This window comes from Phyllobacterium sp. 01N428, from assembly GCF_056399405.1.
Window position 1 is genome coordinate 155,008 of record NZ_JBFTRH010000010.1, and the last position, 26,406, is coordinate 181,413.

Here is a 26,406-nt window from a genome sequence, read left to right on the forward strand (position 1 = left end):
CCTTAGGCTTATTCGATTTCGCAGATTTTTCCGGTTGCGAGATCGATCGTGAAATTGCGTGATGGATGGCCAGATAGATATCGGCCCATCATGCGAAACAACCGCATAAACGTGTCCTGTGCCTCGCCCGATTTCACCGAACTTTGGTCGGAAAAAAGCTCCATGAGGTAGCGGTACATCCTCATCTTATCGCTTGGAATGCGATCCAGCCCCAATTCGCTGCCAAGCCGCAGTTTGTACCAGTCCCCGAGTAGTTTCAGGCACGTTATGGCGTCGAGTTCATCGAGAGTAAGCCCCGCGGCTCGCAATGCGCTTCGTATCCGCTCCATGGACTCGTCGCGGCCGCGTTCGGCGTGAAGCAGAACGGTGGCGTCGGCAAGTGCGACCGCCTGATGGTGATGGCCGAGTACGGCCAGGTCCCCCAGATTAATCTGCGCAAGGACCCTAGCTAGATCCTTCGGCCATTCCCTCCGCAGGTAGCGGTGGACGACGAGTTGATCGACATGTTCCGCAATGAAGGTACCGTAATCGGGTGCATCGAGTATTTGGCCGACCTTTTTACCCGTTACGCCGATCTCGACACGGTATTGCTCGATCAGGAGCGGATCGATGGGCACTTTATCGAGCGCCACGGTTTCGACCTTGAGGCTGTCCTCGCCAAACGTGATGATCTTGAAGACCGGGGGAAATGCGACAAGCGATGGTACGCCGATGTTGATAAGAAATGTGTCATCCCGATCCGCGCGTGCAGTATCGTTGACATGCAGGTGGCCGCTGAAGTGGATGTGGATGCCTGCATCGATGAGCGCATCCGCAACGGCGCGGGAGGGTATGCGTTCAATCGAACTCGTTCTGCCGATCACTGCAAGCTCGTCATCCATCGTACCGTCGAGCATGTCGAGCGCCGGATAATGCGAGAAGGCAAGCAACGTCTTGCCGTTGAGCCTCGCCCTTGCAGCGACGTCTTTCGCCCAATCGAGGATGAACGCCTTGTGCTTGAGCATGGCATTCCAGCCGGCATTGGTGCTGTCGACAAACGCGCCTGCATGGCCCTCGACGAACTCGCCATTGCGCGGCTCAAATACGTTTGCGTCGATCATCAGCAGCCAAACGCCCGGCTCTGGCTCAACCAGATAGGAAGCATCCATCAAGCGGTATTCGTTGCGGCCATCATTCGAGCGCACCGCGTAAATCCGCCTCTCGGGTCGGTCGTCGGTCCCGAACGGTGTTTCCCAGTGCAGGTCGGATGCCTTTCGAAAGAAGCCGAGATCGGGCAGCGCGCTCAGCCCGGCCGGATAGCCGGAGCAATACATTTTGTCCGTCGTCACCATGCCGTCCGCATCATCGTCGACGAAGTCACCGTCGCTGGCAACAATCGTATAGGTGCCGTCCGGATTGAGAAGGCGCTTGGCATGGTGGCGTCCGGTGGGGCCGAAAATATCGTGATTTCCAGGAGTTGCGATGAAATTAAGCCCGTGATCGCGCGTATATCCATCAAGAACCTCGCGCAGGGCGCGTATGGTCGCCGCCTGCCCGTCGTCCGAATAGTCGCCGAGCAGCACAACATGCTTCATGCCGCGCTCGATCACCGTGTCCAGGGCCGCGCGCAAGGCGCGATAGCTTTCGTTGAAGACACGGGTCGACCTTACAGTGTCGGTCAGCCGCCGCGCGGTCATGTTGCGCCCGGCAACATCGATGCCACTGAAATCATAATCGCCGTAGAGATCGTGAAAATGTGCATCCGCGATGATAGCAATGGGCGGGAATTGCGAAGACGACATGAACGAAGCATTCCGGTGGAAAGATACGCAAACTTATACATTTGTATCGACAATTGTCATGAAGCTTAAAAAGCGTATGACTATCGCTTATATACGTTGTGTTTTGGGTGTTTATTGCGCCCATGGCAACTAATTCGAAAGCCAACGCTCGCATTAGGAAAGCGGTTTGGCTACGATACCCGACAGGCGCGGGGGATTGGGTGTAAAAATCGGAATGAACGACGAAGTGTTTCGGGTAAAATTCTGGGGGACGCGTGGCAGCGTCGCCGTTTCGGGACCCGAGTTCGAGCGGTACGGTGGAAACACCGCGTGCATTGAAGTTCAGTGCGGCAAGCACAGGCTGATTTTCGACGCCGGATCGGGCGTGCGGCAGGCCGGGGAAGCTCTGACGCGGGAAGGCGCCGATGAGCTGGATATCATCTTCACCCACTGCCACTACGATCATATCATCGGCCTGCCCTATTTTGCGCCGCTCTACAATCCAATGATGAATGTGCGCATCTGGTCGGGCCATCTTGCCGGCGTCATGTCGACGCGCGAGATCGTCAAGCAATTCATGCGTCCGCCCTGGTTTCCTGTCGAGCCGGAAATCTGCAAGGCATGTCTGGGCTTTCGCGATTTCCGTTCCGGCGACGTGCTGGTGCCATTTGAGGGTGTAAGGATCGAGACGGGTAGTCTCAATCATCCGGGCGGCTGCATCGGCTATCGCATCGAATGGGCAGGCAAAGTGCTGGCATTGATCTACGATACCGAGCACGAGGCCGGGAAGTTTGACCCCGAGGTGATGCGGCTTATCAAGGGCGCCGATCTTGTCGTCTATGATTGCACCTATACGGAAGATGAAATGCCGCGCCGGTTTGGCTATGGACATTCAACCTGGCAGCATGGCGTCCTTCTTGCGAAGGCAGCAAACGTGAAGAGGTTTGCATTGTTTCACCATGCGCCGTCGCGCACAGATGACGAACTCGATGAGTTCGAACATCTGGCAAGGGAGCACTTTCCGGGTGCGTTTTCCGCGCGCGATTTTCAGGAGATCGATCTGTAGATCATCGACCCTGAATGAGCTCGCCGAGCGCGACCCAGCGGGCATTCGGCGCTGCCGCGATGATCGCAAAGAGCTTATGCAGGAACTGCCAGGCCGCTTCGTCATGGACAAGGTGGTGGGTCAGAATTCCGATGGACTCGCCCAGGCCGTCTAATCTGCTCTGAAGCTCCTTGACGATAGCGGCAACAAGTTCGTCATGATTGCGGCCACCGCGCGTTCCATGCCAGTCCATGAGATCGACATGGGTGTTGACGACGGGAATGAATGCCGTCTGCTTCGCCTTGGCCGGGCCGAAAACGGAAAGCGCGTCAAATCCAAGTCGAGGCAACTCGGCGATTAATCCTTGGTCGATGCGGTTCCAGGGCGGCACCAGCACCGGCACGAAGCGCTGCGGGAACAGCGCGCGAATACGCCCGACACCTTCTCCGATTTCGCCGAGGACCATTTGGCGCGGCCGATGGGAGCCGAGTTCCTGCTTCTTCTCGGTGATCGGGGCGTGATTCTGGTGCGACCAGCCATGGACGGCGACAAGAATGCGCTGTTCATCGGTCAATCGCTCGGCAAGCGTCGCCTCGGCATGAGCAGGGACCACCGCCAAGGTCATTGGCACGTCATTCTTGTTGCTGAGCTCAAGCAGCCGCTCCAATGCGGATGTTGGTTTGACCGCATCGTCATCGCGCAGCCAGAATTGCGCCTGGCGCCCGGCGTCGAACCAGCGCTGTAATTCGGCCTGCAGAGGCTGCCAGGTCGCATCAATTCCCATTATGCTGTCCCAGATATTGTCGCAAAATTTGATCAAGCCGCACCGACGCACCTTCAAGGGAACGCTCTTGCGCAATGAAGCGGTGTGCCTCCGAGCCCATACGTGTGCGCCTTGCCTCATCGTCAAGCGATGTGGCGATGGCCCGGGCATATGCCTGGGTGTCACCGGCCGGAGTGAGGATGCCGGTCTCACCATCTTTTACGACTTCGGGAACACCTGCTACGGCTTGCGCCACGACTGGCACCCCTGCTGCCTGCGCTTCCATGTAGGCGATCCCATAGGCTTCGCCGACACCCGGCCAAACGTAGACGGACGCCTGTTGCAGGACGCTCCGGATGGCGCCTGGAGGCTGTTCCCCCAGCCATTCGATGCGTTCAGGCTTGAACTTCGAGAAAAGCGCCCTTGTCTCGGAGGCCGCCGGTCCGTCACCGATGATCGTCAATGTCCAGTGCTCGTCCTCGATCGCCATCAGGGCGTCCGCCAATATTCTATAGCTCTCTAGCTTGTCGCCGCTGCGCATCATGGCGACTGTCACCAGCTTTCGCGGCTCTCTTTGCGCTTTTGACATCTTGAAGGGCGCGACATCGATGAATGGAAACAGACGTTCGAGCCGCGCCTCGGGGATCGCCGCCGCAAGACCCTGCCGGTCCCGCTCGGTGAAGCAGAGATTGACGTCCGCCTGCCGTACGGCATCGGCCACGAGCGACTGCAGGGCCGCCCATCCGCTCCTGGCGCGGCGCTGCGAAAAGGAGGCCTCCGCGGTGACATAGGGTATGTTCAACGCGGCAGCCACTCGAGGGCCGATGAGATCCGGCGCCTTGTAGTAAGGGTGGTAGGAAAGCCAGACATCCGGCCTCTGCTCCCACCGGCGGCCAAGCCGCTCCACCTCTTGCGCCGCTGCCGCGGCTATCTCCCCGCGCCTGCTATCCTCGGGAGTGGCGGTAAAACTTCGTAACTCAGAGGCCAGATCGACGCTGTGGCCGGCAAGCTCCAAAGCAGCGATCAATAGCCGTGCCATCTGACGGTCACCCGACGGGACCGGATGGTTGGGCGATTTCAATGGTGCATAGAAGGCTATGCGCATGAGCAATGATTGACTTTCTGTCGGCAGCAACTGCCACCCTGATGGAATCTGCATGGCACGATTTCCAGCGCGGCGCCAATTGCTTCGGATGTTGCTAACGATATTTTGATGGTTCGTGCGTTCTGGAATGTTCAAAAAGCCATTGTTGTAGACCACCAAGCTTGCGTTTGAGTTATACAGCCCGTATCGCCAAAGGGCCGGGCTTCGCATAGACTGGTCGAGGAAAATCAGGTGTTTATGACAGCAGCCACGACCAAGCCGACCGGTATTTCAGAACGATCCTTGCGCCGGACAAGGCTGGCCTCCGGCTTGATCATGCTTGTCTTCGTATCACTCCATCTCGCCAACCACGCACTCAACCTCATTTCGCTCAGTGCCGCCGAAGCGGGTCGCCTGTGGTTCATTGCCATCTGGCGCAGCCCGCCTGGCACGATGCTGCTCTATGGAGCGGTTGTCGTCCACGTGGCGCTGGTCATGCGTTCGCTCTATCAGCACCGCACCCTGGTAATGCCTGCGCGCGAAGCTCTGCAGATCGTGCTTGGATTGCTCATCCCTCTTTTCATCATCGAACACGTGGCGGCGACACGTATTCGTTTCGACCTAGCGGGAATTGAGCCGACCTACGAAAGCGTCATTCGTGGATTGTGGATCGACTCGCCAGCCAATGGCCTGCGGCAAAGCATTGCTCTCCTCATTGTCTGGACCCATGGCTGTATCGGCGTCCACTTCTGGCTGCGTTATCGCTCCTGGTACAACAAGGCTGCGCCGTACCTTCTGACCGTTGCCATCCTGCTTCCTGTTCTTGCACTGCTTGGATTTGCCGATACGGGCCGCGTTCTCGAAAGCGAGCCGATTCAGTCAAGTTATGGCCGGGCCGTCGAACCGGCGCCTGCAAGGCACCTTCGTGAAGCGAGGCTTGAAGACGTTCAGACCGTCAAATACACGCTCTACGGCGCTTTCGCTGCAACGCTGCTCAGCGTTATCGGCTTGCGCACACGCCGAAGCTGGCGGGAGCGCATCGACCAGATCGAGGTTCGCTATCCGGGCGGTGAAACGGTGCGGGTTCCGCGTGGATTCAGCGTTCTCGAAGCAAGCCGCCTTGGCGGAATACCGCATTATGCGGTCTGCGGTGGCAAGGGGCGATGTTCCACCTGCCGGGTTCAGGTCATTGAGGGAGTATCAAAGCTTCCGCCGCCAGAATCCACTGAACTTGCGACGCTAAAGCGTATCGGTGCAGAGCCCGGCGTGCGGCTGGCCTGTCAATTGCGCCCCTCCGGCAACATCAGTGTCGTCCCTCTCCTGCAGCCGTCAAACGAGGGCATCGTGCCGGTCGGCAGCCAGCAAACCAATCCGGGACGTGAACAGGAGATTGCAATTCTCTTCTGTGATATCCGCAGTTTTACCATGCTGACGGAAGCGCGCCTTCCATACGACATTGTCTTCCTCCTCAATCGCTATTTCGCCATTGTCGGGCAGGCCGTCGAGCGGTCGGGTGGCCGTCTGGACAAGTTTATCGGCGACGGTGCCATGGCGCTGTTCGGCTTGAACGGCTCGGCGGAGGAGGGTTGCCGCAATGCGCTGAAGGCGGCGGCGACGATCACGCACGAGATGGAACGGCTGAACGAAGAACTTGCTGGAGAACTGTCGATGCCGATACGTGTCGCCATCGGCGTTCACGCCGGGCCCGCAATTATCGGTGCCATGGGCTACGGAACGGTGAAGAACCTTACGGCGATCGGCGATACCGTCAATGTCGCGAGCAGGCTTGAGACGATCGCGAAGGAGCTCGATGCCACCATTGTCGTCTCCGAGCCGACCATCCGTCTCGCGGGGTCCGATACCGAAACGCTTGAAAGCCGTGAGATTGCCATTCGGGGCCGCGTCGAACCGCTTCGTGTCTACATCATCCCGCAGGAATTGACCGTGCGCTTTGTGTAATTGGGACAGCATACATGTTCGCTAACAAGCCATTTGGCAGGCACTGGCGCAGGCTTCGTGATCGAGTAGCCCGGCGAATGTTCAATACGCGGCTCGGTCGCGAAGTCCTGATTCACGGAATTGGACCGCGCGTGCTTACCATGACAGTGGATTGCGGCGACCACGTCATGAGCTTTTCTCCATCCGACTACATCGGCAGGAAAGTCTTCCGCAAAGGTAATTTCGACCGCGACCACGTCGATCACCTGCTTGGCATTCTGCGCGACCGACGCTTGTTGGGGCCCCAAACCACGCTGTTGGAACTTGGCGGCAATATCGGCACCCAAACGGTCTATTTCGCCTTGAGCAAGGCATTTGGCCATATCGTCAGCGTTGAGCCCGATCCGCGCAATTTCGAACTCCTTCGGCTCAACATCGAGCAGAACAGGCTGACGGACAGCGTGACGGTCCTCAATTGCGCTGCGGGCGACACAGACGGTCAGATCGATTTTTTCCAGCATCGCGACAATCACGGCAAAAGCAGCATGATCCGGCAGAGCAGCAAGGATCGTTGCATCGTTGTCGCCGTCAAGCCTGTGGAAGCGATTCTGCAGGAATCAGAGGTGAGGTGTGAGGAAATTGGCCTGGTCTGGATGGACATAGAGGGCTACGAACCGCAGGCATGCCGATCAATGGAAGTGCTTCTCGCGCGGCGTGTCCCCGTCTACCTTGAATTTTCGCCGGCCTTCTACGGCCAGGGACAAGCTGCTGACTTTGTCAAATATCTGGCCAAATTCTACGAGGATTGCCTGATTTTCCGTGAGGAAAGCATTGAGGCCTCGAAGGTCGCCGCGATCCCTGTCAATGAACGGCAATTCGACCTGCTGTTATTCGATGCGGCGATAAAGGAAGTAACGGCCGACCGGGACGCTTGAGCAAATGGGCAATGCTTCAAGTTGCGGGTGAAGCAGTTCGAGACCGCTCACGACCAGCCCTTGCGGACGAAGCAGGCCAGCGGCGAGTTGCGGCAACCAGGTGAGTGTGATCGCATCCTTGTCGTCATAGCCGGTGCCTATATCAACATGGACCAGCGCGGCGCCGACGCCGATGAAGGTCTGGGCGGTTTCGCGAATTTCGCCAAGGACGATGTTTTCGGGTGCGGGCGTCGACGTCTTGTGCGAGCCGACTGCCCGGTCGAACGCGATGATGCGTTTGTCTGGAAACAATGCGCGGAGATGATCGAATGTCCGGCCGTTTCCGAGTCCGAGTTCAAGCACCGGCCCTTCGATTTCGTTCACCGTCTCGCGAATATCGTTGAGTATATCGCGTTGCGCGGTCAAGCGGTGAATGAAGCTGTCAAGCCGGCTCATGAATGCCTCCGTTCTCAATCATATCGTCGACCCGCTTAACATGTTCGCCCCATTGGGTCGACCTGTACGGATCGCCTTTCGGATATGATCGATGTCTCCCTCAGGGGTGTTATTCGCAACCGAAAGACGAGGTTAATGTTGCAGGGACTGGCGGCTGCCGCGGATGATCAGCACCGCAAAGATCGGTCCGCCAAGCAATGTTGCAACGAGACCCGTGGGCAATTGCCACGGGAAATAAATGGTTCGGCCGATAAAGTCGGCTGCCGCCATCAGCAATGCCCCGAAGAGCGCCGACCCCAGGATGTGCGTCGTCCCGCGCGGCAAGCCGACGCGTTGCGCGAGATGAGGCGCCATCAATCCGACGAAACTCAACGGTCCAACGACCAGGGTCGCGATGGCTGTCAATAGTGCGGAAAGGCTCAGGATCAGGGCGCGGAAGCGCTTGATGTCGACGCCATGGGCATGGGCGGAGATGTCCCCCAACGCAAAATGCTGCAGGGGCCGCGCGAGCAATATCACGGCGAAGAGGCCGGCGATCGCAAATGCCGCGGACGTCCATGCCAGCAGGGGCGTTACGCCATAGGTAGAACCGGCCATCCAGCTAAGGAGAAAGAGTGCGCGCGGATCGCCGGAAGCAAGGATGACAGAAACGAGCGCCGTCAAAAGTGCGCCAAGCGATACGCCAAAGATCAAAAACTGGTTTCCCGCATGCGATCGCCGGTTGACGGCAAAGAGGATCACGAGCACCACGCCGGCACCGGAAAAGCCGCCGATCAGCCTGTGTGCATAGGTCGGCTGCGCGACAAGAAAAAGCATGCACAGCAATCCCAGGGCCGTGCCGGCGCTCACGCCAAGCACCTCGGGACTTGCGAGGGCGTTGCCCGTCAGCCTCTGCAGAAGGCTTCCCGAGAGGGCAAGCAGAACACCCGCCGAAATGGCGGCAACAAGACGCGGCACGCGCCATGGCAACAAAGACTGCAGGGCCTCGCCCGCCTGGCTTGCCCATCCTGCATTGATGTCGCGGCCAACAAAGATCGCAACCACCGCAGCCGCCGCCAAAAGCAACAAAAGCAATGCCAGCAGCAAGCGAGGCCGTGGAGTGGCTACGATAAGCGCTTTCCCCTGAACCGCGATCGCGTTAGGCACGTTGCGCCTCAACATCAGAATCAACAAGAAAGGTGCCCCGATGACTGCAGTGACTGCGCCGGTCGGAAGGCTAACTCCGGATACCGCCCCGTAAAACTGCACAAGCTGATCGACGATGATGAGAAGTGCCGCTCCCGCAAGCGAAGCCGCGATCAACCGGGTTGTGATGCGCCTTGCCCCGATGGCCCGCGCGATGGCCGGCGCTGCCAGACCGAGGAAACCAATGATCCCAACCGTGCTGACCGTAAATGCAGTCAACGCCACGGCAACGAAGAGCGCGCCGGCGCGAATGCTTTGTATCTTGACCCCGAGCGCCTGTGCGGCATCCCCGAGCGTCAGAACACTGAGCTGTTTGACCAGCAGGAGTGCCAGAACGGCGCATCCGATAATTTTCGGTGTGAGGGTCGCCACCTGCCGCCAGTCGTTCTGATTTAGCGAACCGCCTCCCCAGATGAAAAGGCCGGCAAGGTAGTGGTCTTTCATGAGGGTCAGCAAAGTGACGACTGCAGTGCAGTAGAGCCCCGTGACCATGCCTGTCAGAATGACGACGACGGGATTGAATCTATATTTCCAGCCGACGGCAAATACGATGCCGACAGCGGCGAACCCGCCAAAGGCAGTGGAAATATCCCGGCTCCAGCCGAGGATTGCCGGAAACCAGAGCATGGCAATGCCAAGGCTGAGTTGCGCGCCGGCCTCGATGCCGAGCGTTGACGGCGATGCGAGAGGATTGCGCAGGACATGTTGGAACAGCATGCCCGAAAGTCCAAGTGCGAAGCCGCAGATGGCTGCCATCGCGAGACGGGGAAGCAAGCTATAGTGCGCGAGTACCGCACGGCTGTCGTCGGGTGATGGGGTCGAGAACAGACTGCCGAGGCTGAGCCCTTCCAGCGATGGCAAAAGGTTCAAAGCGGTAATGGCAAGCGCGGCGGCCCAGAGGGCGCCGATCCATATCCATCGCTGGGCGTCTTTACGTTTCATGTGGTGGCTTCCACCAGCAGGCGCGCAAAGCGGGTCATCGAGGGCAAGGTGCCGAACATGAGCACACTGTCCATGCGTCGCGCACGGTCTTTCTGGACGAAAGGCATGCTCTGCCAAAGCGGGCTTCCGGGAAGCGTGGCGAGCACATCCGGTGGCACCGGATCCATGTAGAAGAGCCAGTTATCGCCGACTTCAATGAGGTCGGCGATGCCGCCATCGCTGAAACCCCATTCATTGGTTGGGCGCTTCCAGGCATTTTCGAGACCCAGGCGGTCGAGAACATCCTGAAAATTGCCACCCGGTCCATAGAAGCGGATGTTGCGAGCATCCATGAAGGTCATGACGGCGAGCTTGCCAAGATGTTGCGCTTTGGCCTTGGCGGCTTCGAGTTCGCTTGCGGTACGCTCGATGAGGGCTTCCGCTTCCGACGTTCTGCCGAGGAGGCTCCCAAGCTCGCGCGTTGCGGCTACGATATTGGGATAGGGCGAAGTACCTGTCGCATGGATAGGAAAGGATTTCACAGGCGCAATCAGTTCGAGCTGCGGCCTGACCCATTCGAGATAGGGCGTCGACAGGATAAGGTCAGGCTTCAGGAGCTGCAGGAGTTCCATGTTGATCTCATGGGCTGAGCCCATGTTGGCAATCCCTTGCGGGAGGGGAGGCTCGACAGCCCAGGTGGGCCAGCTTGGGGTATCGATCAGGCCGATGGGGGTAACGCCGATTTCGATCAGCGTTTGCGCCAGGCCATAGTCGAGACTGACGACACGCAGTGTCGCTGCGCCGCTTCTCACGATGGAAAGCGTGGGCGCGAGCGCCATGGTGCCGAGAAGAAATGCGCGTCGTGAGAGGGTAGCCATGGCTAGAGAACGTAGCTGATTGGCGATTGCGTCTGCGGGTGCGGAAAAATGCCCATGCGAACGCCGTAGATTGCATCGAGACGCTCCGCCGTGATCAAGGCGGCGGTTTCGTCGTGCGCCACCAGACGGCCACCGGCAAGCGCGATGAGCCGGTCGCAGTAGCGCGCTGCCATGTTGATATCGTGGAGCACGATTAGCACAGTTTTCTTGTGCTCATGCGCTAGCATGCGAATGAGCTCCATGACCTCGATCTGGTGGCTGATATCGAGCGCCGATATCGGCTCATCCAGCAACAGGCATTCAGTATCTTGCGCGATCAGCATGGCGACAAAGGCCCGCTGACGTTCGCCGCCCGAAAGCGTATCGACGACGCGGTCGGCCAGAGCCGTCATTGAAGTAAGCTTCAATGCGTCCGCCACCTTCAGCTTGTCGACCGCAGAGAAGCGGCCAAGCGCGCCGTGCCAGGGATAACGTCCGAGGGCAACGACCTCGCGCACCGTCATGCCATCCGTATCAGGCGTCTGCTGCGGCAGGTAAGCCACGCGCCGTGCATAGTCCTTGGTGCGAAACGATACCAGATCCTGTCCGGCATATTCGGCCCGCCCCGCTGTCGGGGCCTGAAACCGGGCCAATATCTTCAGTAGCGTGGACTTTCCTGAACCATTATGCCCGAGAATGCCGACGACCTCCCCGGTTGGAACGCTCAACGTCAATGGATGCAACAGTGCCTTGCCATCGACCTCGAAGCCAATGCCATCGAGCGAGAAGGAGGTTCCAGTCATTGCAGCCATCAGAACTTCGCCGAAAGCGTGGCCTTGATGGCCCGGCCCTCGCCATAAATGCACATGGGATTGCCGATGTCGTCGCTGGAACAGGTCGAGTAATACTCCTTGTCGAAGATGTTGCTCGCCTTCAGCGATCCCTTCCAGCCGTTCTTTTCATAGCTGATCAGCGCGTCGACAAGCGTGTAGCTGTCTACCTTGATCAGATTGGCGTTGTCGCCATACGTACTTCCGACATAGCGAACACCCGAGCCGACGTTAAGACCCTCGAGAGCGCCGGTCTCGAATGTATACTTGGCCCAGAGACCCGCCTGGTGTTCGGGCACCAGCGCCGGACGGTTGCCAACCTCACCGTCGATGTTGCTCGACGTGATTTCGGCGTCGAGATAGGTGTAGCTCGCGATCAGGCTGACGCCATGGAACAGGTTGACGACGGATTCGAGTTCAAAGCCGCGATGCCGGACCTCGCCGGTCTGCACCTGGAACGTTGGGTCCACAGGATCGGGCGTCAGCACGTTGGACTTGGTGATCTCGAATACCGAGCCTGTCACCGTGCCAGGGAAATAGTCGGGCTCGTATTTGACGCCGGCTTCGTACTGCTTGCCTTCCGAAGGCGCAAAGGTCTGGCCGCTGGATCCCTGGCCAATGACCGGGCTGAACGATTCCGTATAGCTGATATAGGGCGTGAAGCCGTTATCGAAGAGATAGCCGAGGCCGGCCTTACCGGTGAAGGCGTTGTCGTCCTGGGTATCGGAGGTGTCGCTCAACCGGTCGAAATTCTTGTTCGTCACCCACGACTGGCGCCCGCCCAGCGTGAGAAGCCAATGATCGTCGAACTTGGTCTGGGTCTGTCCATAAAGTCCGATTTGATCGACCGTCTGCTTGCGGTCGACATAGATTGCGGGCGCTTCGATATCGAGATGGTAGTCGGGGTTGGTGATGTCCAGCGTCGGACCCTCACCATAGCCATTGTGGCCGTCGACAGTCTGGCGCGTATAGTCGAGACCCATCAGCAATGTGTTCTTGATGCGGGCATTTTCGTAATCGTACTGCACGTTGTTGTCGACGCTGAAGATCGTCGCTGTCTCGTCCACCGTGAACAGTGTCCGATTCATTGTCGTATCGTCAGCCATGCTTGAATAGTAAAGATGCCGATAGTCGGTATCCTGCGATGAATAGCGAAGGTTCTGCCGAACCTTCCAGGCGTCGTTGAAGCTGTGTTCGAAAAGATAACCGATCGAGCCGTGATTGGCGTCGAAGTCGTTGAAGCCCGGCTGTGCAGTGGTGAAGCTGCGCGAGAATTTCGGCAGGTCGGGAAATGCCGGGTTGGCAACCGGAAGGAAGGCATTGGGAGTGAGCTTGTCCCACTGGTAGTTGGCAAGGGCTGTCAGCGACGTGTCGGCGCTGGGCGACCAGGTAATTGCTGGGGCGATGTACACGCGATCGTTCTGGGAGAAATCGGTCTCCAGTTCGCCGTCGCGCAGCAGGCCTGTCAAGCGATAGGTCCAGACGCCTTCCTTATCGAGCGGTCCACCGGCGTCGATCCCGAGTTCATAGGTGTTGAATGATCCATAGCCGGCATAGGCGCTGTAGAACGGGTCGGTTGTCGGCCGCTTAGTCACCAGGTTGACGAGGCCGGCCACATCATTTTCTCCGTAGAGAACCGATGACGGTCCCTTGAGGACTTCGACCCGCTCCATTCCATAGGGTTCGGATTTGAAACCGGAAAAGTCGATGGCTTTTTGCGGCAGACCATCGCGGAATACGGCATAGGTACCAACGTCAAAGCCGCGGATCAGAAACTGATCGAAGCGCTCGTCGACCCCCCAGGGCGATGCCGTAACGCCCGACGTATAGGCGATGGCGTCTTCGACGCGGTCGACGATGCGGTCATCCATCTGCTCGCGCGTAACGACGGAAATCGATTGCGGAATCTCGCGGATCGGCACGTCGGTTTTCGAGCCAGTCAGGGTGTTTTTTGCGATATAGCCCTTATCAGGACCGACTGGGTTGCTGTCGCCATCGATGACGATCGTATTCAGCTGGATGTTGCCTGCGTCCTGGGAGCGCGCGACGCCGGCCATCATCAGACTGGCAACCGCTGTCGACATCAACAGGAACGTCAATCGCTTTGGCGCTACCGAATTGAAAGCCCGCCTATCGGTTCCGTGAACGCGCATAACCCACCCCATGTATAATCCATTGACATTGCTGGAAGTTTCATGAGTGCCGTACTCATGTTCAAACATGACTACATTTGTCATATTATATGAGTCAAGCTGTGCGTGTGGTTTTCCCGTGCGCACCTCGTGGTTGCAATCAAGGGTGTGACTTTGATGTTACACGCGGGACGAGGCGGCTCGACCTCGCTCGATTTCACGACGCCCGCATCGAGGCGGCCAGCGCGCTAGTCGGATTGGACCTTGCGGATGGCAAAGGCGTGCTGAATGGCGCGATTGACCGCCACGGGCAGCACCGACATGTGGGTTTCACCCGAGTAAAGCTCGAACGAGGCGCTGATCGGACGGCCCGGCAAATTGTTCAGGCGATCCCGCATTTCGATCGCCAACACATCGTTGAGCGTAACCTTCTTTTGTGCAAGGCGCTCCGCCTCGTCGGGGGCGCCGATCTGGAACGGCGCCAGGTTCTCGGTCTCGTACGCGCCGCAGGAAAGATACAGCGCGGCGCCAGCGTTGGTGTCGGGTGCCGCCGCGAATGCCGGATAGAATTGTTCGATCGCGCGGTCTTCCCAATAGATCGAAGGGCTGGCCGCAATCCAGGTGGTGAACGCAGAGGGACGTGTGTACAGGCTGTAGAGCACAAAGAGGCCGCCAAAAGAATGCCCGAACAACGCCTGACGCTTCCGATCGATCGGAACGGTCGCTTCGACCATCGGCTTGATCTGACCTTCGATGAACGTGATGAACTCCTCGGCGCCTCCGGTCTTAACAGGCGGCGTATTTTCATAGAAGGGTGGATAGGTCTTGCCGGGCGGCACGCCGAGGTCCCATGAGCGGCGCAAGGGATCATATGCGGCATCGACCGGGTAACCGATCGTCACGATCACCCCTGGCGCAACATTTGTGCCGCCCGGATAATCGGCCTGGGCACGTATCACATCGACCGCGGTCCCGATCACGGCATTGCCGTCGGTCATGTAGATAACCGGCCAGCCTTCCGTGGGCGCATCGCCATGCGGGCGATAGATGAAAACGCGGTACGTTGCCCCGTTCTCTGCCGATAAGACATCGTGGAATGTGGTGCCGCCGATCAGGGCAGCGTTGCTATTTTGGGTTGTCATGCCCCGACGGATTAGTAAACATGAGTTGAACAGTCAATATTAAATTGTGCCCGCTAGGAAGGCATAGACCGAGCTTGGCTTCACGGCACGACCTTCGGCGTCGGCGAAGTCGCTGACAAGGTACTCAGCGATAAGGCGCAGGTGCGCGCGGGGCAAATAGAAGCGGCCGGGATCGCCAATGAGAATTTGCATTCCGGCAGCGGCGCAGCGAAGCAGAAACCCGGTAACCCGCGCTGCCGTTGCTTCATCATAGAAAAGATCGCCTACAAGGATCAGGTCGACACCGGGCGGGTCACCAATCGTGACGTCGCCATTCATCGGTTCAATGTTTACGCCATTGATGAGAGCATTAAGCTGCGTCGCGACAAGCGCGTTTGGATCGGTGTCGGCGGCGATGACCTTCCCTGCGCCAGCCTTTGCTGCGGCGATGCCGACAATGCCTGAGCCTGATCCGAGGTCGAGGACACGCAACCCCGAGACTACCTCCGGATGATCTAGAATATGGCGGGCAATGACAGTCCCGCCCGCCCAGTGATAGGCCCAATAGGGTGGCGGGTCGTTCTCAGAATCGACGAGCCGTCCGAGTCCGCTTCCAGAATGCGCCCTGTACAGGTCTAGTTCCGGAACGTGCGGCGCCCGACGCACCTCCATGTTCGCGATGATGAACGATTTGACGTCCACCCGGACGTCTGAAGCTATCTTGCGCAAATGCGGCGAATCCTTAAGAGGGCGGTGGCGGCGAGCGCCTATTTCTTGTTCGTACTATCGAACATGCTCTTGGTATCCGCCATCTGATCGTTTGCAAGCTTGTCGACGCCGCCTTGCAGCAACGAAGCGAGGTCGTCATCGATCCTCTGCTTGAATTGCGCGGGCAGCCGATGCTGTGTTGCCAGCACGTCGGTGGAACATGCCGCATCGATAGAATCGATCGCCGCGTACGTCGGGCCGAGCGATGCAATGTAGCCAGGCAGTGCGCGCGCAACATCGGTCTCCTGCAATGCGATGTTGATCTTCATCTTTCCGACAATGCTTGCATAGCGCGCAGAAGCAAGAAGCTGGGTAGCCCTGTCGAGGGCGAACTTTGCGCCCAGATAGTCGTCGACTGCAGCCTCATAGGTAGCCGTAGCCCGCTCGCAGGTTTGCGCCAACACCGGCCCCGCACTGAACGCACCAAGGGCGAGAACCGCTGAAACAAGAGTCCACTTGTGCATACCGGTCCCTCCCATTTTGAGTGCGGTCGGCGGCTTTCCCTAGGCGAATCGAGCACGCGAACGTTCGCGCAATTTTTCAGCCTCGACCTCCCGGTCACGTGCCGGCGCGTGTGTGTGGAGTGACGCCAGCAAGCGACGCGCAGAAGCGGATACCTCCGCCACTGCACGGTCAAATGCTTCGGCATTCGCCTGCGACGGCTTGTTGAAGCCGGAGAGCTTGCGCACGAATTGCAGTGCGGATGCGTCGATTTCGTCCTGTGTTGCCGGAGGATCGAAATTGAAAAGTGTCTTGATGTTGCGGCACATGGCTTGCTTCCTGTTCTGACAACAAAATAGTCGGCCTGACCAAATGAAATAGCACGAATGGCTGTCAGAGGGAAAGCAAGGGCGCTATTGGCGCTCAAGGTGCCTTGGATGCTTCGTGCTTCCATGGATCGAAGCATGCGACCTCGAATGGCGTGAAGTCCGCAATATTGCGAGTGGCAATCCGCAGTCCATGTTCGAGGGCCGTCGCAGCAATCATTGCGTCGGCTGACGGGCGTTTTCCCGCAGTTGCAAGCGTGCCTGCGCGCATGGCGACATCGAGGTCGAACGGGAGGATACGGCCTGCGAAGCTTGGCAATACGATCCCATCCAGCCAGCGCTCGAGATCGGCGGCAAAGGCCGGGTCGTTCCGCTTTTCCCGTTCAATACCGAATTTGATCTCCATGATCGTGATCGCAGAAAGGTACGCAGTTGCAACGTCGAATTCCTGCAGGAATTGCTGGAAGGCGCGGTCTTGCTTGTCCGGCCGCCTTGCTGCCGAAATCACATTGGTATCGAGCAGCAATGCCATCAGAAGTTGGGCGTCCTGCGATCGAAATCTATTCGTTCCGGATCGAATTCCTTGGTCTTAGGAGCATCCGGATCGCGAAGCGCTTCGTAGAGGGTTCTGGGCTTGCTCCAGTTTGCTTCGAATTCGCTGTAGCGCAGGAGCACATAGCTCGCCTCCCCATGGTCTGTTATGACCACGGGCCTCTCATTGGCTTCCTTCTTGGCCCTGCTTGGATTCTGATTGAAGGAAGCGCTTGTCATATAGGTAACTCGCACGGCACTCTCCATCTAGTATATTTTTCTATAAATATACTACTTTTGCCGGCGCTTCAAGCCCAACCGACCCAATGGCGCCATTGCATGAAGGCATCGCCGAGAAAATAAGGTCCGAAGGTCCACACGCTCGCCCAAAGCAGGCCGCCAAGCGCATTGGCGATTAGAAAGCGTCCGAAATGCATGCCGACCGAACCGGCCACAAGCCCGTTCAACTGGCGCAGGATAACGACGAAGCGGGCGCCGAAGACAATGATCGGACCGCGCTTTTCAAAAAGCTCTTCCAGGGATCGTTGCCGCTCTGGCGTGAGACGCACGATCCAGCCATAGCGACGGAGCAAGGGACGACCGCCGAAATGACCAATGGCATATCCGGTACTGTCGCCGATAACGGCAGCGACCCAGACGGCCAGGAAGAGTTCAATTATGGCAAAGTCGCCGCGCGTTGCGAGAAGCGCAGCAGCCACCAGCGCACTTTCGCCTGGAAGTGGCGCGCCGAACGATTCCAGATAAATAATGACGAAGATGGCGTAGAGGCCATATTGCCGGATGTAGGGTTCGAGGAAGGCTGTTCCATCGGTGAGAAATTGCAAGCGGCCGCGTCCCTGTCCAGCGTGTTTGTAAAAAACAGCCTAGACATTCGGGATGCGAATGGAAAGATGGCTGGCAAATGCCGTTATCTGTGCAACATCGCAGGCTGGGCCGATCCGGTCAGCAGCACCGAGGGCTTATCGTCGGGCGGCCCGAATTGCGGTTCGGTCATATCGCCAATACAGGGTGTACTGACTTTCGCATTGGGATTGTCGAGGAAGTCGGCAACCACCTCCCCGCCGCATTCGGTCGTATCAAGCACATCATGGCCGACGCCGCGGAAGAGCACCAATTGACTATGGCCGGTTGTCCTGATGACGCGCTCTGCCCAGCTTGTCGGTGTTGCGGGATCGTAATCGCCGGCGAGCAGCAAGACCGGCACCTTGTTCTGGGCCAGTGATTTATAAGCTCTCTTCGGCGTGGCGGTGGGCCATAGTGGGCAGGCCCAGCTGTAGAAATTGTTCTGCGCCCAGCGGTCGAGAAGCGGAAACGCTGCAAAGGACGCCGCCGCCGAGACACCGTCATTGCAAACGATGGAAAGATGCATGCCGTCAGCAAAGGCGTCGCCGTCGTCGCCGCTCAGGCCGATCATTTCCGCCAGCGGACCATAGTTCTGGTTGGCCGTGTCCTTGATCAGCTGCGGCAGGAGTTCGATCGAGTCGCGATCATAAAACTGGTTGAACAGGACCTCGAGGAAGTCGTTGCCCGATACGCGCGTGAATGCGCTGGGTTCTCCCGCCGCCTTGAGGCGCAGAAGCACGGGCTGGGCGTCGAGTTGCTGCACGATTTCGGTGATCATCGTTCTAAGGCTTGTGCCATCAGATCCGCATTCCTGGCGCGCCGCGCAGTCCTTCTCGAGCTTCTTCAGGACCCCGTCAAAGTTGGCGGCGTCCTGGTCGACATAGTCGACGTCGAGCGGCAGCGTGGAATCGAGGACCACTGCAACGAGGTTCTCTGGATGATCTTCAAGAACCTGTAAGGCAAGTTTCGTACCGTAGGAAATGCCGAAGACGACCCATTTGTCGATATTGAGAGCGCTGCGCAAGTCATGGATATCGGCTGCGTTCTCGGCGGTGTTATAGGCGGAAAGGTCGATGTGCCTGGCCTGAAGCGCGTCGCGGCAGGCTTTGACCTCGTTCTTCTGCGCACCGTCGAAATCGATGATCTCCTCCGGGCGGGACATGATGCCGCCCCAGACCTTCGGGCTGTAATGCTCGGCACAGCTCAGCGACGGCTTCGAAAGACCGACGCCGCGCTGGTCCACAACGACAAGCCGCCGTCCGCGCAGCCAGTCGCCGTTGTCGATGAAGCTCCACCAATCGTCGATATCCTCGCGCGTGTCGATGCGTGCAGCCTGTCCGGGCCCGCCATTGAGGTAAACGACCGGCTCATGGCGAACGCGGTCCGGTTCGAAGATCACCACTGCAAGTTCTATGGTGGCGCTATCGGCCTTGCTGCGGTTTTCGGGGACCAGCAGATGCCCACAGCGCATGTCCCGGTCCTTGGGCAAGGCAAACCAGCACGGCGTTTCCCGGAACTCGGGCGCTGCAGCCAAGGCTGGTGCTGCTGGAAGCATTGCGACAAGCAATAGCAGGGTTGCAAACAGCATCAGGCACAATGCTGGCGAATCCAGATGAAATCTGTATTTGGTCGCAGCCATGTTCGTTGGTCCCCATTGCCGCGTGGGCTGCTTTCGCGAAGGTGCCCCACAGCATTGCCAACAAAATACCTGTTTTTGGTCTCCGAGGGCATCACCCCGGCGGGTTAATTCCGTTCGCTGCTTTGATGTACGAAAAGTAACTCGATGATTTTATCGAGCGATGGTCCTCTGGCCATGAAAATGAATGATGGGACGCCGTCGGCGTCCCATCATTATTGAAAAGAGTCGTGCAAATTGGTTATTTCCAGTCCAGCACGACCTTGCCGGAGCTCCCGGATCGCATGGCGTCGAAGCCTTCCTGGAAATCGTCGATTGGCAGGCGATGCGTGATGATGGGCGAGAGGTCAAGGCCGCCCTGCACAAAGGCAATCATCTTGTACCAGGTCTCGAACATTTCGCGGCCATAGATGCCCTTCAGATTGAGCATCTTGAAGATCACCTTGTTCCAATCGATTTCGAACCCTGTCGGAGCAATGCCGAGAATTGCGATCTTGCCGCCATTGTTCATCTTGTCGATCATGTCGCGGAAGGCGGGTGCCGCTCCCGACATTTCGAGGCCGACATCGAATCCTTCGGTCATGCCGATCTCGCGCATAACGTCCGCCAGGTTCTGCTTGGAGGCATCGACGACGTAATCGATGCCGAGCTTCTGTGCCAGTGCGAGGCGCGAAGGATTGATATCGGTGATCACCACCTTGCGGGCACCGGAGCGCTTTGCCACCAGCGCGCCCATGATGCCGATCGGGCCCGCCCCGGTTACCAGCACGTCTTCACCGACAAGGTCAAAGGATAGCGCGGTGTGAACGGCATTGCCGAACGGATCGAAGATCGCGGCGATTTCATCCGGAACGTCGTCCGGTATGGGCACGACATTGGCCTCTGGAATGCAGAGATACTCGCCGAACGATCCCGGACGGTGAACACCGACGCCGAGCGTGTTGCGGCAAAGGTGTCCCCTGCCCGCGCGGCAATTGCGGCACGTTCCGCACACGATATGACCTTCGCCGGAAACGCGCTGGCCGACCGTGTATTTGGTCACGGCCGAGCCGATCTCGGCGATCTCACCGCTGAATTCGTGCCCGACGACCATGGGAACGGGGATCGTCGCCTGCGCCCACTTATCCCAATTATAGATATGCACATCGGTCCCGCAGATGGCGGACTTCCTGACCTTGATGAGCACGTCATTCGGCCCGGGTTCCGGAACAGGCACGCGTTCCATCCAGATGCCAGGCTCCGCCTTCGCCTTGACCAGTGCCTTCATCATGTTCGACATGGTGTTTTCCTATTTGATGATGCCGAGATCACGCCCGACTTCGGCGAAAACCTCGATCGCCCGGGCGACGTCTTGCGTGGTGTGAGCGGCAGACATCTGCGTCCTGATGCGAGCCTGGCCGCGCGGTACCACCGGGAAGGCGAAACCGATGACATAAACGCCCTTCTCCAGCATCCGCGCCGCCATTTCCTGCGCGAGCGTCGCTTCGCCCAGCATCACGGGAATGATCGGGTGATCGGCACCGGCGAGGGTGAAGCCGAGCTTCGACATGTCGCGACGGAAATGTTGCGCGTTGGCTATCAGCCGGGCGCGAAGGTGCGCGCCATTGTCGATGAGGTCGAAAACCTTGAGCGAGGCAGCAGCGATGACCGGCGCCAGCGTGTTGGAGAAAAGGTACGGACGCGAGCGTTGGCGCAGCCAGTCGACTACTTCCGCCTTGGCGGACGTATAGCCGCCCGACGCGCCGCCGAGCGCCTTGCCGAGCGTGCCGGTAATGATGTCCACACGTCCCTCCACACCGCAATGTTCGGCCGAACCGCGGCCATTTTTGCCGACAAAGCCGACCGCATGGCTGTCATCGACCATGACCATCGCACCATATTTTTCTGCGAGATCGCAAACACCCTGCAGGTTGGCAATGATGCCGTCCATCGAAAACACGCCGTCGGTGGCGATGAGCTTGAAACGGCTGCCTTCGGCCTTCTTCAATTCTTCTTCGAGCGCGGCCATGTCGTTATTGGCGTAACGGAAGCGCTTGGCCTTGGAGAGACGCACCCCGTCGATGATCGATGCATGATTGAGCGCATCGGAAATGATCGCGTCTTCTTCGCCAAGCAGGGTTTCGAACATTCCGCCATTGGCATCGAAGCAGCTCGAATAGAGGATCGTATCCTCAAGGCCGAGGAAAGAGGAGATGCGCGCTTCAAGCTGCTTGTGCTCTTCCTGTGTGCCGCAGATGAAGCGCACTGACGCCATGCCGTAGCCGTAGCGGTCGAGTGCCGATTTTGCGGCAGAGGCGAGTTCCTCATTGTCGGCGAGGCCGAGATAGTTATTGGCGCAGAAGTTCAAGACTTTTGCGCCCGTAGAAATCTCGATTTCGCCTGCCTGCTTGGAGACGATGACGCGCTCGCTCTTGTAGAGGCCGGTCTCCTTCAACTGGGCGAGTTCGTGTGACAAATGGTCGATAAATGGCTTGGTCATGATTATTCCCGCTTCATGCGTACATCCGTTATGGCGGTTCTCATCTCACGATCGGATGAATGTCTCAAGCCCAAGATTGAGCAAAGGTCGAACCGCACCGAGGATAGCGTATTCCTCACTGGACCGGTCAGCAACCAGAACGGGAAGCGCGAGGCCGTCCATGATGCCCTCCGCGTGAAACGCATCTGAAAAAGCGTGCCAGAGTTCGGCATTGCCGACGAAAGGGCCGGTGACAATCACGCGCCTCGGGAACAGCAGGCGGCAAACATTGCCAAGCGATCGAGCCATGAGATGGATTGCCGTCGCAATCTCCGGTCGTTCAGCGACATCGAGGCTGGTCAATTGTCCGGCTACCCGCTCCTCATCCTCCGAAAGCTCGGGCCAGCTTGCTCGCAGTTGCGGCAAGAGGGCCCAGAGCGCCGCAGCCGTTTCGAGGCAGCCATGGTTGCCGCAGCCACATTGGCGCTGATCGAGCATATTGAAGCGCCAGTGGCCGATTTCGCCAAAGGGATTGCTCGCCGACATGAAAGGCTCGCCTTCAACGCTATACGCAAGTCCTATGCCCCAGCCCCAGTGCAAGAGGAGCGTGCTGTCCCGGCCCTGCGCACCGTCCTGCATGGTCCGCGCCGTCAATTCGGCATCGAGATGACGGCAGACGAAGACCACAGGCGTAACCGGCGCTAGAGCGGCAGCAAGGTCAAGATCGCGGACATGGGGCCAGCGTGATGTGATCAGCCATTTGCGGTCACGCACGTTCACGACACCGGAGATCGACACCGAGGTTCCCATGTGGCTCATGCCCGCCGGCAAATCCTTCATCAGAGAGTTTATAAGCCCGCGCATCCTCGCAGCCATCGTCTCATTGTCGGCGCTTTCGGGCACGTCGGCAGTGCAGCGCCCGATCACGCGGCCACTCAGGTCGACCAATACGCCGAGCAGAGACCGGCTGCTCATGAGAATGACCGTCGCGCCCAGGCGTGAATGGTTCAGGGCGATCTGGATCGCAGGCCGGCCGCGTCCGCTCTTTTCGCCTGCTTCGCCGATGACGAGACCGCGCTCCAGGAGGTCCGCGACGACACGCGATGTCGTCGTCGACGTCATTTGCAACGCTTCGCTCACATTCGGACGCGAATGCGATTCTCCATCTGAAAGCAAGGCCGCAACCCGCGCGCAATCGCGCTGGTGGGCATCCTCATAGCGGGTCTCGTCAATCGTCAAAATCATGCCGGAAAAACCTGATCCTTATTTTTGAATAGTATTATTCGAAAATGCTTGCGATGCCAGGGGCAGCTGTGGTTACATTGCCCGCAGCCCGATAAAGCACAAGCAGATGAACGGAAAATTGATGGTGGATATACGCATTTTGAACGACAAGGAGGCGCTGGGCGCTGCTGCTGCCGATCTTGGCGCTGAAGCCATTGGAAGGGCGATCGCGGAGAAAGGCAAGGCGTCGATTATCGTTGCTACGGGCGCGAGCCAGTTCGAGGTCCTGCGCAATCTCGTTGCGGCCAAGGACATAGACTGGTCGAAAGTGACGGCTTTTCACCTTGATGAATATGTCGGCATGGACATCGGCCATCCGGCAAGTTTCCGCAAATATCTGAACGAACGCTTTGTCGAGCCGCTTGCAGGCAAGGTGACGTTTTATCCGATCGAGGCCGAGAATGATGCGCAGGCGGAAGCAGAGCGGATCAGCAAGCTTATCAGCGAGCACGAGATAGATGTATGTTTTGCCGGGATCGGCGAAAACTGTCATCTCGCGTTCAACGATCCTCCGGCCGATTTCGAAACCGAAGAGCCCTATATCGTCGTGACCCTTGACGAAGCCTGCCGCCAGCAGCAGTTCGGCGAAGGCTGGTTTCCTGATCTCGCGGCGGTTCCCGAGCAGGCGGTTTCAATGAGCATCCGGCAGATCATGAAGAGCAAGTTCATCGTCCTCTCGGTGCCCGATGCGCGCAAGGCGCAGGCAGTGAAGGATGCGATCGAAGGAGAGGTGGATCCGCGCCATCCCGCCTCGATCGTCCAGGAACATCCCAACGTCGTGCTCTTGCTCGATCCCGCCTCGGCGTCGCTTCTCGCATGATCACGGCCGGCCTCGTCGATATCCAGGTCAATGGCTATGCCGGCGTCGATTTCAACGACGCTGGCCTGACCGCTGAGGCCCTGGACCGGGCGCTCGAAGCGATGCTGGCGAGCGGGGTGACGACCTGTCTTCCGACGATCATTACAGCCACCCCGGCGGAACTCGAAGCCCGCTTCGCCGCCCTGGACCGGAGCGTTGCGGAAAGTCGTCTCGGTCCGCTGATGTGTCCGGGCTACCATCTGGAGGGGCCTTTTCTCAACCCCGCTGACGGATTTTCGGGGTGCCATCCGGCTAGCGCCATGACCGCAGCCGATCCGGCGCTCGTCCTCGACCTTGAGAAAAAGCTGAAACGGCCGATTTTACTCGTCACCGTCGCTCCGGAAGTCGGCAATGGGATCGGATTTATCGAAGCCATGGCTGCGCAGGACAGGCTTGTGTCGATTGGCCATTCCGCGCTCGATTTTGAAGGTGTCGATGCGGCCGTCGCTGCCGGCGCGCGCCTTTCCACCCATCTAGGCAACGGCCTGCCGCAGGTTCTGCCGAAGCTTGCCAATCCGCTCTTCGCGCAGCTTGCCGACGATCGGCTGCTCGCAACATTCATCGCCGATGGCATTCACGTTCCGCCTCTGGCGCTGAAGGCGCTCATCCGCGCCAAGGGTTTCAAGCGGTCGGCGTTGGTCACTGACGCGACGGCAGCTGCCGCAGCCGAACCCGGCGACTATGACTTTGCCGGCATGCGCATCCGCCGCTCGGCTGACGGCAGCGTCGGACTGGCCGGGCTCGCCGGACTTGCCGGATCAGCGCTTTGCCTCGACGAGGCGGTGCGCAACCTTGTTCACTGGAACATCACCACCTTCGAGCAGGCCGTGGAAATGGCATCCCGCCGGCTTGTCGATGCGCTCGCGCCTGTGCTCGGCGCGCGGGGTATCACCTTGCCTGCCGCGGAAATCGAATGGACGGACGCAATGAACATACGCCGTGTCCGGCTCGGCGGCGAAGAACGGACTTTCAACTGAACGCGATAAAACAAAGGGGAATTTGACATGACAAATAATTTTACTCGCATCAACCGCCGTACGGTACTCGGCGGTATCGCCGTATCCGCAGTAGGCGGCATCACAGGCGCATGGGCGGCGGCGCCTGCACTGCCCGCCGCTCCTGTCCTGATCACCGTCATGGATGTCGGCGGCGCACTCGCCCTGATGCAGCCGGCCTTCGAGGAATATGCCAAGACCTATCCTGAACGGGCCTCCCGCATCGTCTTTACCAAGGCGCCGGTAACGGAACTTGCCGGCAAGCTGAAGGCGCAGCAGGCGGCAAAGAGCGTTGACATCGACATCGTGCTGACGGGCAGCGATGGGTTGGCGGCAGGCCTCGCCAACGAAACCTGGATGAAAATCCTGCCGGATTTTGCCGACAAGCTCCCCGGCCTCGAAGAGAGCTACGAACCGGCGGCACTCGCGCTACACAAGGCGCAAGGCCAGGGTTTCGGTGTGGTCGTCAATTACTACCCGTCGGGGCCACTGATCGAATACGATCCCGAGCGCGTCAAGCAGGTGCCGACGACCGCCGAGGAACTCCTCGCCTATGCCAAGGCCAACCCTGGCCGCTTCATGTATGCGCGTCCGACCAATTCCGGACCGGGCCGGACCTTCATGATGGGCCTGCCCTATCTCCTCGGCGACAAGGATCCGCACGATCCGGTCAATGGCTGGGAAAAGACCTGGGCCTATCTCACCGAGATCGGCCAGTATATCGATTATTATCCGGCCGGTACCGGCGCGACCATGAAGGAATTCGGCGAGGGTTCGCGCGACATCATCATCAGCACGACCGGATGGGACATCAATCCCCGCGCCCTCGGCATTGTGCCTGAGACGGCGAAGATCGGTACGCTGAAGGGCTTCCATTGGGTGTCGGATGCGTTCTTCATGTGCATGCCGAACGGCATCGCGAACGACAAGGTCGCTGTCGTGCTTGATTTGATGGCCTTCCTGCTCACCCCCAAGGCGCAGGCCTATGCCTATGATGAAGGCTATCTCTATCCCGGCCCGGCCGTGAAGAACGTGCCGATCAGCATGGCGCCGCAGCACAGCCAGGATGTCATCAAGGAGTTTGGCAGGCCTGAATACGCCGACCTCATTGCCAACAACCCAATCGAACTGCCGCTGAAGCCGGACCAGATGGTCTTGGCGTTCCGCAAGTGGGACGAACTCGTCGGCTCGCAGAAGAAAGCACAATAAGCGTATAGGTTGGGAGCCGCGGCGAACTT

General features: G+C 58.8%; 25 protein-coding genes. 6 read left to right on the forward strand and 19 right to left on the reverse strand.

Annotated features, from left to right (window positions below; genetic code table 11):
- Positions 1 to 8: 8 nt before the first annotated feature.
- Entirely contained in the window at positions 9 to 1,781 is a 1,773-nt protein-coding gene (locus tag AC1DNI_RS21290; RefSeq protein WP_477693335.1) for a metallophosphoesterase family protein, read from the reverse strand.
- A gap of 214 nt (positions 1,782 to 1,995) precedes the next feature.
- Here AC1DNI_RS21290 and AC1DNI_RS21295 point away from each other — a divergent pair, with 214 nt between their 5' ends.
- Positions 1,996 to 2,826, forward strand: a complete 831-nt coding sequence (locus tag AC1DNI_RS21295; protein WP_477693336.1) for an MBL fold metallo-hydrolase — start codon at positions 1,996 to 1,998, stop codon at positions 2,824 to 2,826.
- A 1-nt stretch (position 2,827) separates the two neighbouring features.
- Here AC1DNI_RS21295 and AC1DNI_RS21300 read toward each other — a convergent pair whose 3' ends face one another.
- Together AC1DNI_RS21300 and AC1DNI_RS21305 are read right to left on the reverse strand one after the other, a co-directional pair.
- Positions 2,828 to 3,589 (reverse strand): polysaccharide deacetylase family protein, encoded by a 762-nt coding sequence (locus AC1DNI_RS21300; protein ID WP_477693337.1) that lies wholly within the window; start codon positions 3,587 to 3,589, stop codon positions 2,828 to 2,830.
- Positions 3,579 to 4,673 (reverse strand): glycosyltransferase family 4 protein, encoded by a 1,095-nt coding sequence (locus tag AC1DNI_RS21305; RefSeq protein WP_477693382.1) that lies wholly within the window; start codon positions 4,671 to 4,673, stop codon positions 3,579 to 3,581. Before AC1DNI_RS21305 ends, AC1DNI_RS21300 begins: the two co-directional genes overlap by 11 nt.
- A 237-nt stretch (positions 4,674 to 4,910) precedes the next feature.
- Between AC1DNI_RS21305 and AC1DNI_RS21310 the strand changes: the two genes are divergently transcribed.
- Positions 4,911 to 6,611: an adenylate/guanylate cyclase domain-containing protein gene (locus AC1DNI_RS21310; RefSeq protein ID WP_477693338.1), complete on the forward strand. Its 1,701-nt coding sequence runs from the start codon at positions 4,911 to 4,913 to the stop codon at positions 6,609 to 6,611.
- Positions 6,612 to 6,688: 77 nt separating this feature from the next.
- Positions 6,689 to 7,525 carry an FkbM family methyltransferase gene (locus AC1DNI_RS21315; protein ID WP_477693339.1) on the forward strand — a complete coding sequence of 279 codons (837 nt, stop codon included), beginning with the start codon at positions 6,689 to 6,691 and terminating at the stop codon, positions 7,523 to 7,525.
- On the opposite strand, the gene AC1DNI_RS21320 is transcribed toward AC1DNI_RS21315, so the two are convergent.
- The 16 genes from AC1DNI_RS21320 to AC1DNI_RS21395 form a co-directional block, all read right to left on the reverse strand.
- A complete protein-coding gene (locus AC1DNI_RS21320; RefSeq protein WP_228020233.1) occupies positions 7,478 to 7,960 on the reverse strand; it encodes a class I SAM-dependent methyltransferase in 483 nt (160 codons plus the stop codon). The genes AC1DNI_RS21315 and AC1DNI_RS21320 overlap by 48 nt on opposite strands.
- A 132-nt stretch (positions 7,961 to 8,092) precedes the next feature.
- A complete protein-coding gene (fhuB, locus tag AC1DNI_RS21325) occupies positions 8,093 to 10,087 on the reverse strand; it encodes a Fe(3+)-hydroxamate ABC transporter permease FhuB (RefSeq protein WP_477693340.1) in 1,995 nt (664 codons plus the stop codon).
- The gene (locus AC1DNI_RS21330; RefSeq protein WP_477693341.1) at positions 10,084 to 10,944 is read right to left on the reverse strand and encodes an iron-siderophore ABC transporter substrate-binding protein; all 861 of its coding nucleotides are present in this window, start codon (positions 10,942 to 10,944) and stop codon (positions 10,084 to 10,086) included. The genes fhuB and AC1DNI_RS21330 overlap by 4 nt, the downstream gene beginning before the upstream one ends.
- Before the next feature lie 2 nt (positions 10,945 to 10,946).
- On the reverse strand, positions 10,947 to 11,735 hold the full coding sequence (locus AC1DNI_RS21335) for an ATP-binding cassette domain-containing protein (RefSeq protein WP_477693342.1): 789 nt from the start codon (positions 11,733 to 11,735) through the stop codon (positions 10,947 to 10,949).
- The gene (locus AC1DNI_RS21340; RefSeq protein WP_477693343.1) at positions 11,735 to 13,906 is read right to left on the reverse strand and encodes a TonB-dependent siderophore receptor; all 2,172 of its coding nucleotides are present in this window, start codon (positions 13,904 to 13,906) and stop codon (positions 11,735 to 11,737) included. Before AC1DNI_RS21340 ends, AC1DNI_RS21335 begins: the two co-directional genes overlap by 1 nt.
- Before the next feature lie 227 nt (positions 13,907 to 14,133).
- The gene (locus AC1DNI_RS21345) at positions 14,134 to 15,027 is read right to left on the reverse strand and encodes an alpha/beta hydrolase (RefSeq protein WP_477693344.1); all 894 of its coding nucleotides are present in this window, start codon (positions 15,025 to 15,027) and stop codon (positions 14,134 to 14,136) included.
- A 39-nt stretch (positions 15,028 to 15,066) separates the two neighbouring features.
- On the reverse strand, positions 15,067 to 15,735 hold the full coding sequence (locus AC1DNI_RS21350; RefSeq protein WP_477693345.1) for a class I SAM-dependent methyltransferase: 669 nt from the start codon (positions 15,733 to 15,735) through the stop codon (positions 15,067 to 15,069).
- Between the two features lie 38 nt (positions 15,736 to 15,773).
- The gene (locus AC1DNI_RS21355) at positions 15,774 to 16,238 is read right to left on the reverse strand and encodes a hypothetical protein (RefSeq protein WP_477693346.1); all 465 of its coding nucleotides are present in this window, start codon (positions 16,236 to 16,238) and stop codon (positions 15,774 to 15,776) included.
- Between the two features lie 39 nt (positions 16,239 to 16,277).
- The gene (locus AC1DNI_RS21360; RefSeq protein WP_027233125.1) at positions 16,278 to 16,544 is read right to left on the reverse strand and encodes a DUF2277 domain-containing protein; all 267 of its coding nucleotides are present in this window, start codon (positions 16,542 to 16,544) and stop codon (positions 16,278 to 16,280) included.
- Between the two features lie 94 nt (positions 16,545 to 16,638).
- A complete protein-coding gene (locus AC1DNI_RS21365; RefSeq protein ID WP_477693347.1) occupies positions 16,639 to 17,073 on the reverse strand; it encodes a PIN domain-containing protein in 435 nt (144 codons plus the stop codon).
- Positions 17,073 to 17,327 carry a type II toxin-antitoxin system Phd/YefM family antitoxin gene (locus tag AC1DNI_RS21370; RefSeq protein WP_477693348.1) on the reverse strand — a complete coding sequence of 85 codons (255 nt, stop codon included), beginning with the start codon at positions 17,325 to 17,327 and terminating at the stop codon, positions 17,073 to 17,075. Before AC1DNI_RS21370 ends, AC1DNI_RS21365 begins: the two co-directional genes overlap by 1 nt.
- Positions 17,328 to 17,380: 53 nt before the next feature.
- Positions 17,381 to 17,917 carry a DedA family protein gene (locus AC1DNI_RS21375; RefSeq protein WP_027233128.1) on the reverse strand — a complete coding sequence of 179 codons (537 nt, stop codon included), beginning with the start codon at positions 17,915 to 17,917 and terminating at the stop codon, positions 17,381 to 17,383.
- Between the two features lie 83 nt (positions 17,918 to 18,000).
- Entirely contained in the window at positions 18,001 to 19,575 is a 1,575-nt protein-coding gene (locus AC1DNI_RS21380) for an alpha/beta fold hydrolase (RefSeq protein WP_477693349.1), read from the reverse strand.
- A 238-nt stretch (positions 19,576 to 19,813) separates the two neighbouring features.
- Positions 19,814 to 20,851, reverse strand: a complete 1,038-nt coding sequence (gene tdh / locus AC1DNI_RS21385; protein WP_477693350.1) for an L-threonine 3-dehydrogenase — start codon at positions 20,849 to 20,851, stop codon at positions 19,814 to 19,816.
- A gap of 9 nt (positions 20,852 to 20,860) precedes the next feature.
- Entirely contained in the window at positions 20,861 to 22,051 is a 1,191-nt protein-coding gene (locus tag AC1DNI_RS21390) for a glycine C-acetyltransferase (RefSeq protein ID WP_477693351.1), read from the reverse strand.
- Between the two features lie 45 nt (positions 22,052 to 22,096).
- Positions 22,097 to 23,275, reverse strand: coding sequence for an ROK family protein (locus AC1DNI_RS21395; protein WP_477693352.1), 1,179 nt, complete (start codon positions 23,273 to 23,275; stop codon positions 22,097 to 22,099).
- Positions 23,276 to 23,396: 121 nt separating this feature from the next.
- Here AC1DNI_RS21395 and AC1DNI_RS21400 point away from each other — a divergent pair, with 121 nt between their 5' ends.
- From AC1DNI_RS21400 to AC1DNI_RS21410, 3 genes are read left to right on the forward strand one after another with little or no spacing between them, the layout of a single operon-like run.
- Positions 23,397 to 24,134: a glucosamine-6-phosphate deaminase gene (locus AC1DNI_RS21400; protein WP_477693353.1), complete on the forward strand. Its 738-nt coding sequence runs from the start codon at positions 23,397 to 23,399 to the stop codon at positions 24,132 to 24,134.
- The gene (locus AC1DNI_RS21405; RefSeq protein WP_477693354.1) at positions 24,131 to 25,150 is read left to right on the forward strand and encodes an amidohydrolase family protein; all 1,020 of its coding nucleotides are present in this window, start codon (positions 24,131 to 24,133) and stop codon (positions 25,148 to 25,150) included. The genes AC1DNI_RS21400 and AC1DNI_RS21405 overlap by 4 nt, the downstream gene beginning before the upstream one ends.
- Before the next feature lie 27 nt (positions 25,151 to 25,177).
- Complete coding sequence (locus AC1DNI_RS21410; protein ID WP_477693355.1) at positions 25,178 to 26,377, forward strand: extracellular solute-binding protein; 1,200 nt, start codon at positions 25,178 to 25,180, stop codon at positions 26,375 to 26,377.
- The last annotated feature ends 29 nt before the right edge of the window (positions 26,378 to 26,406 follow it).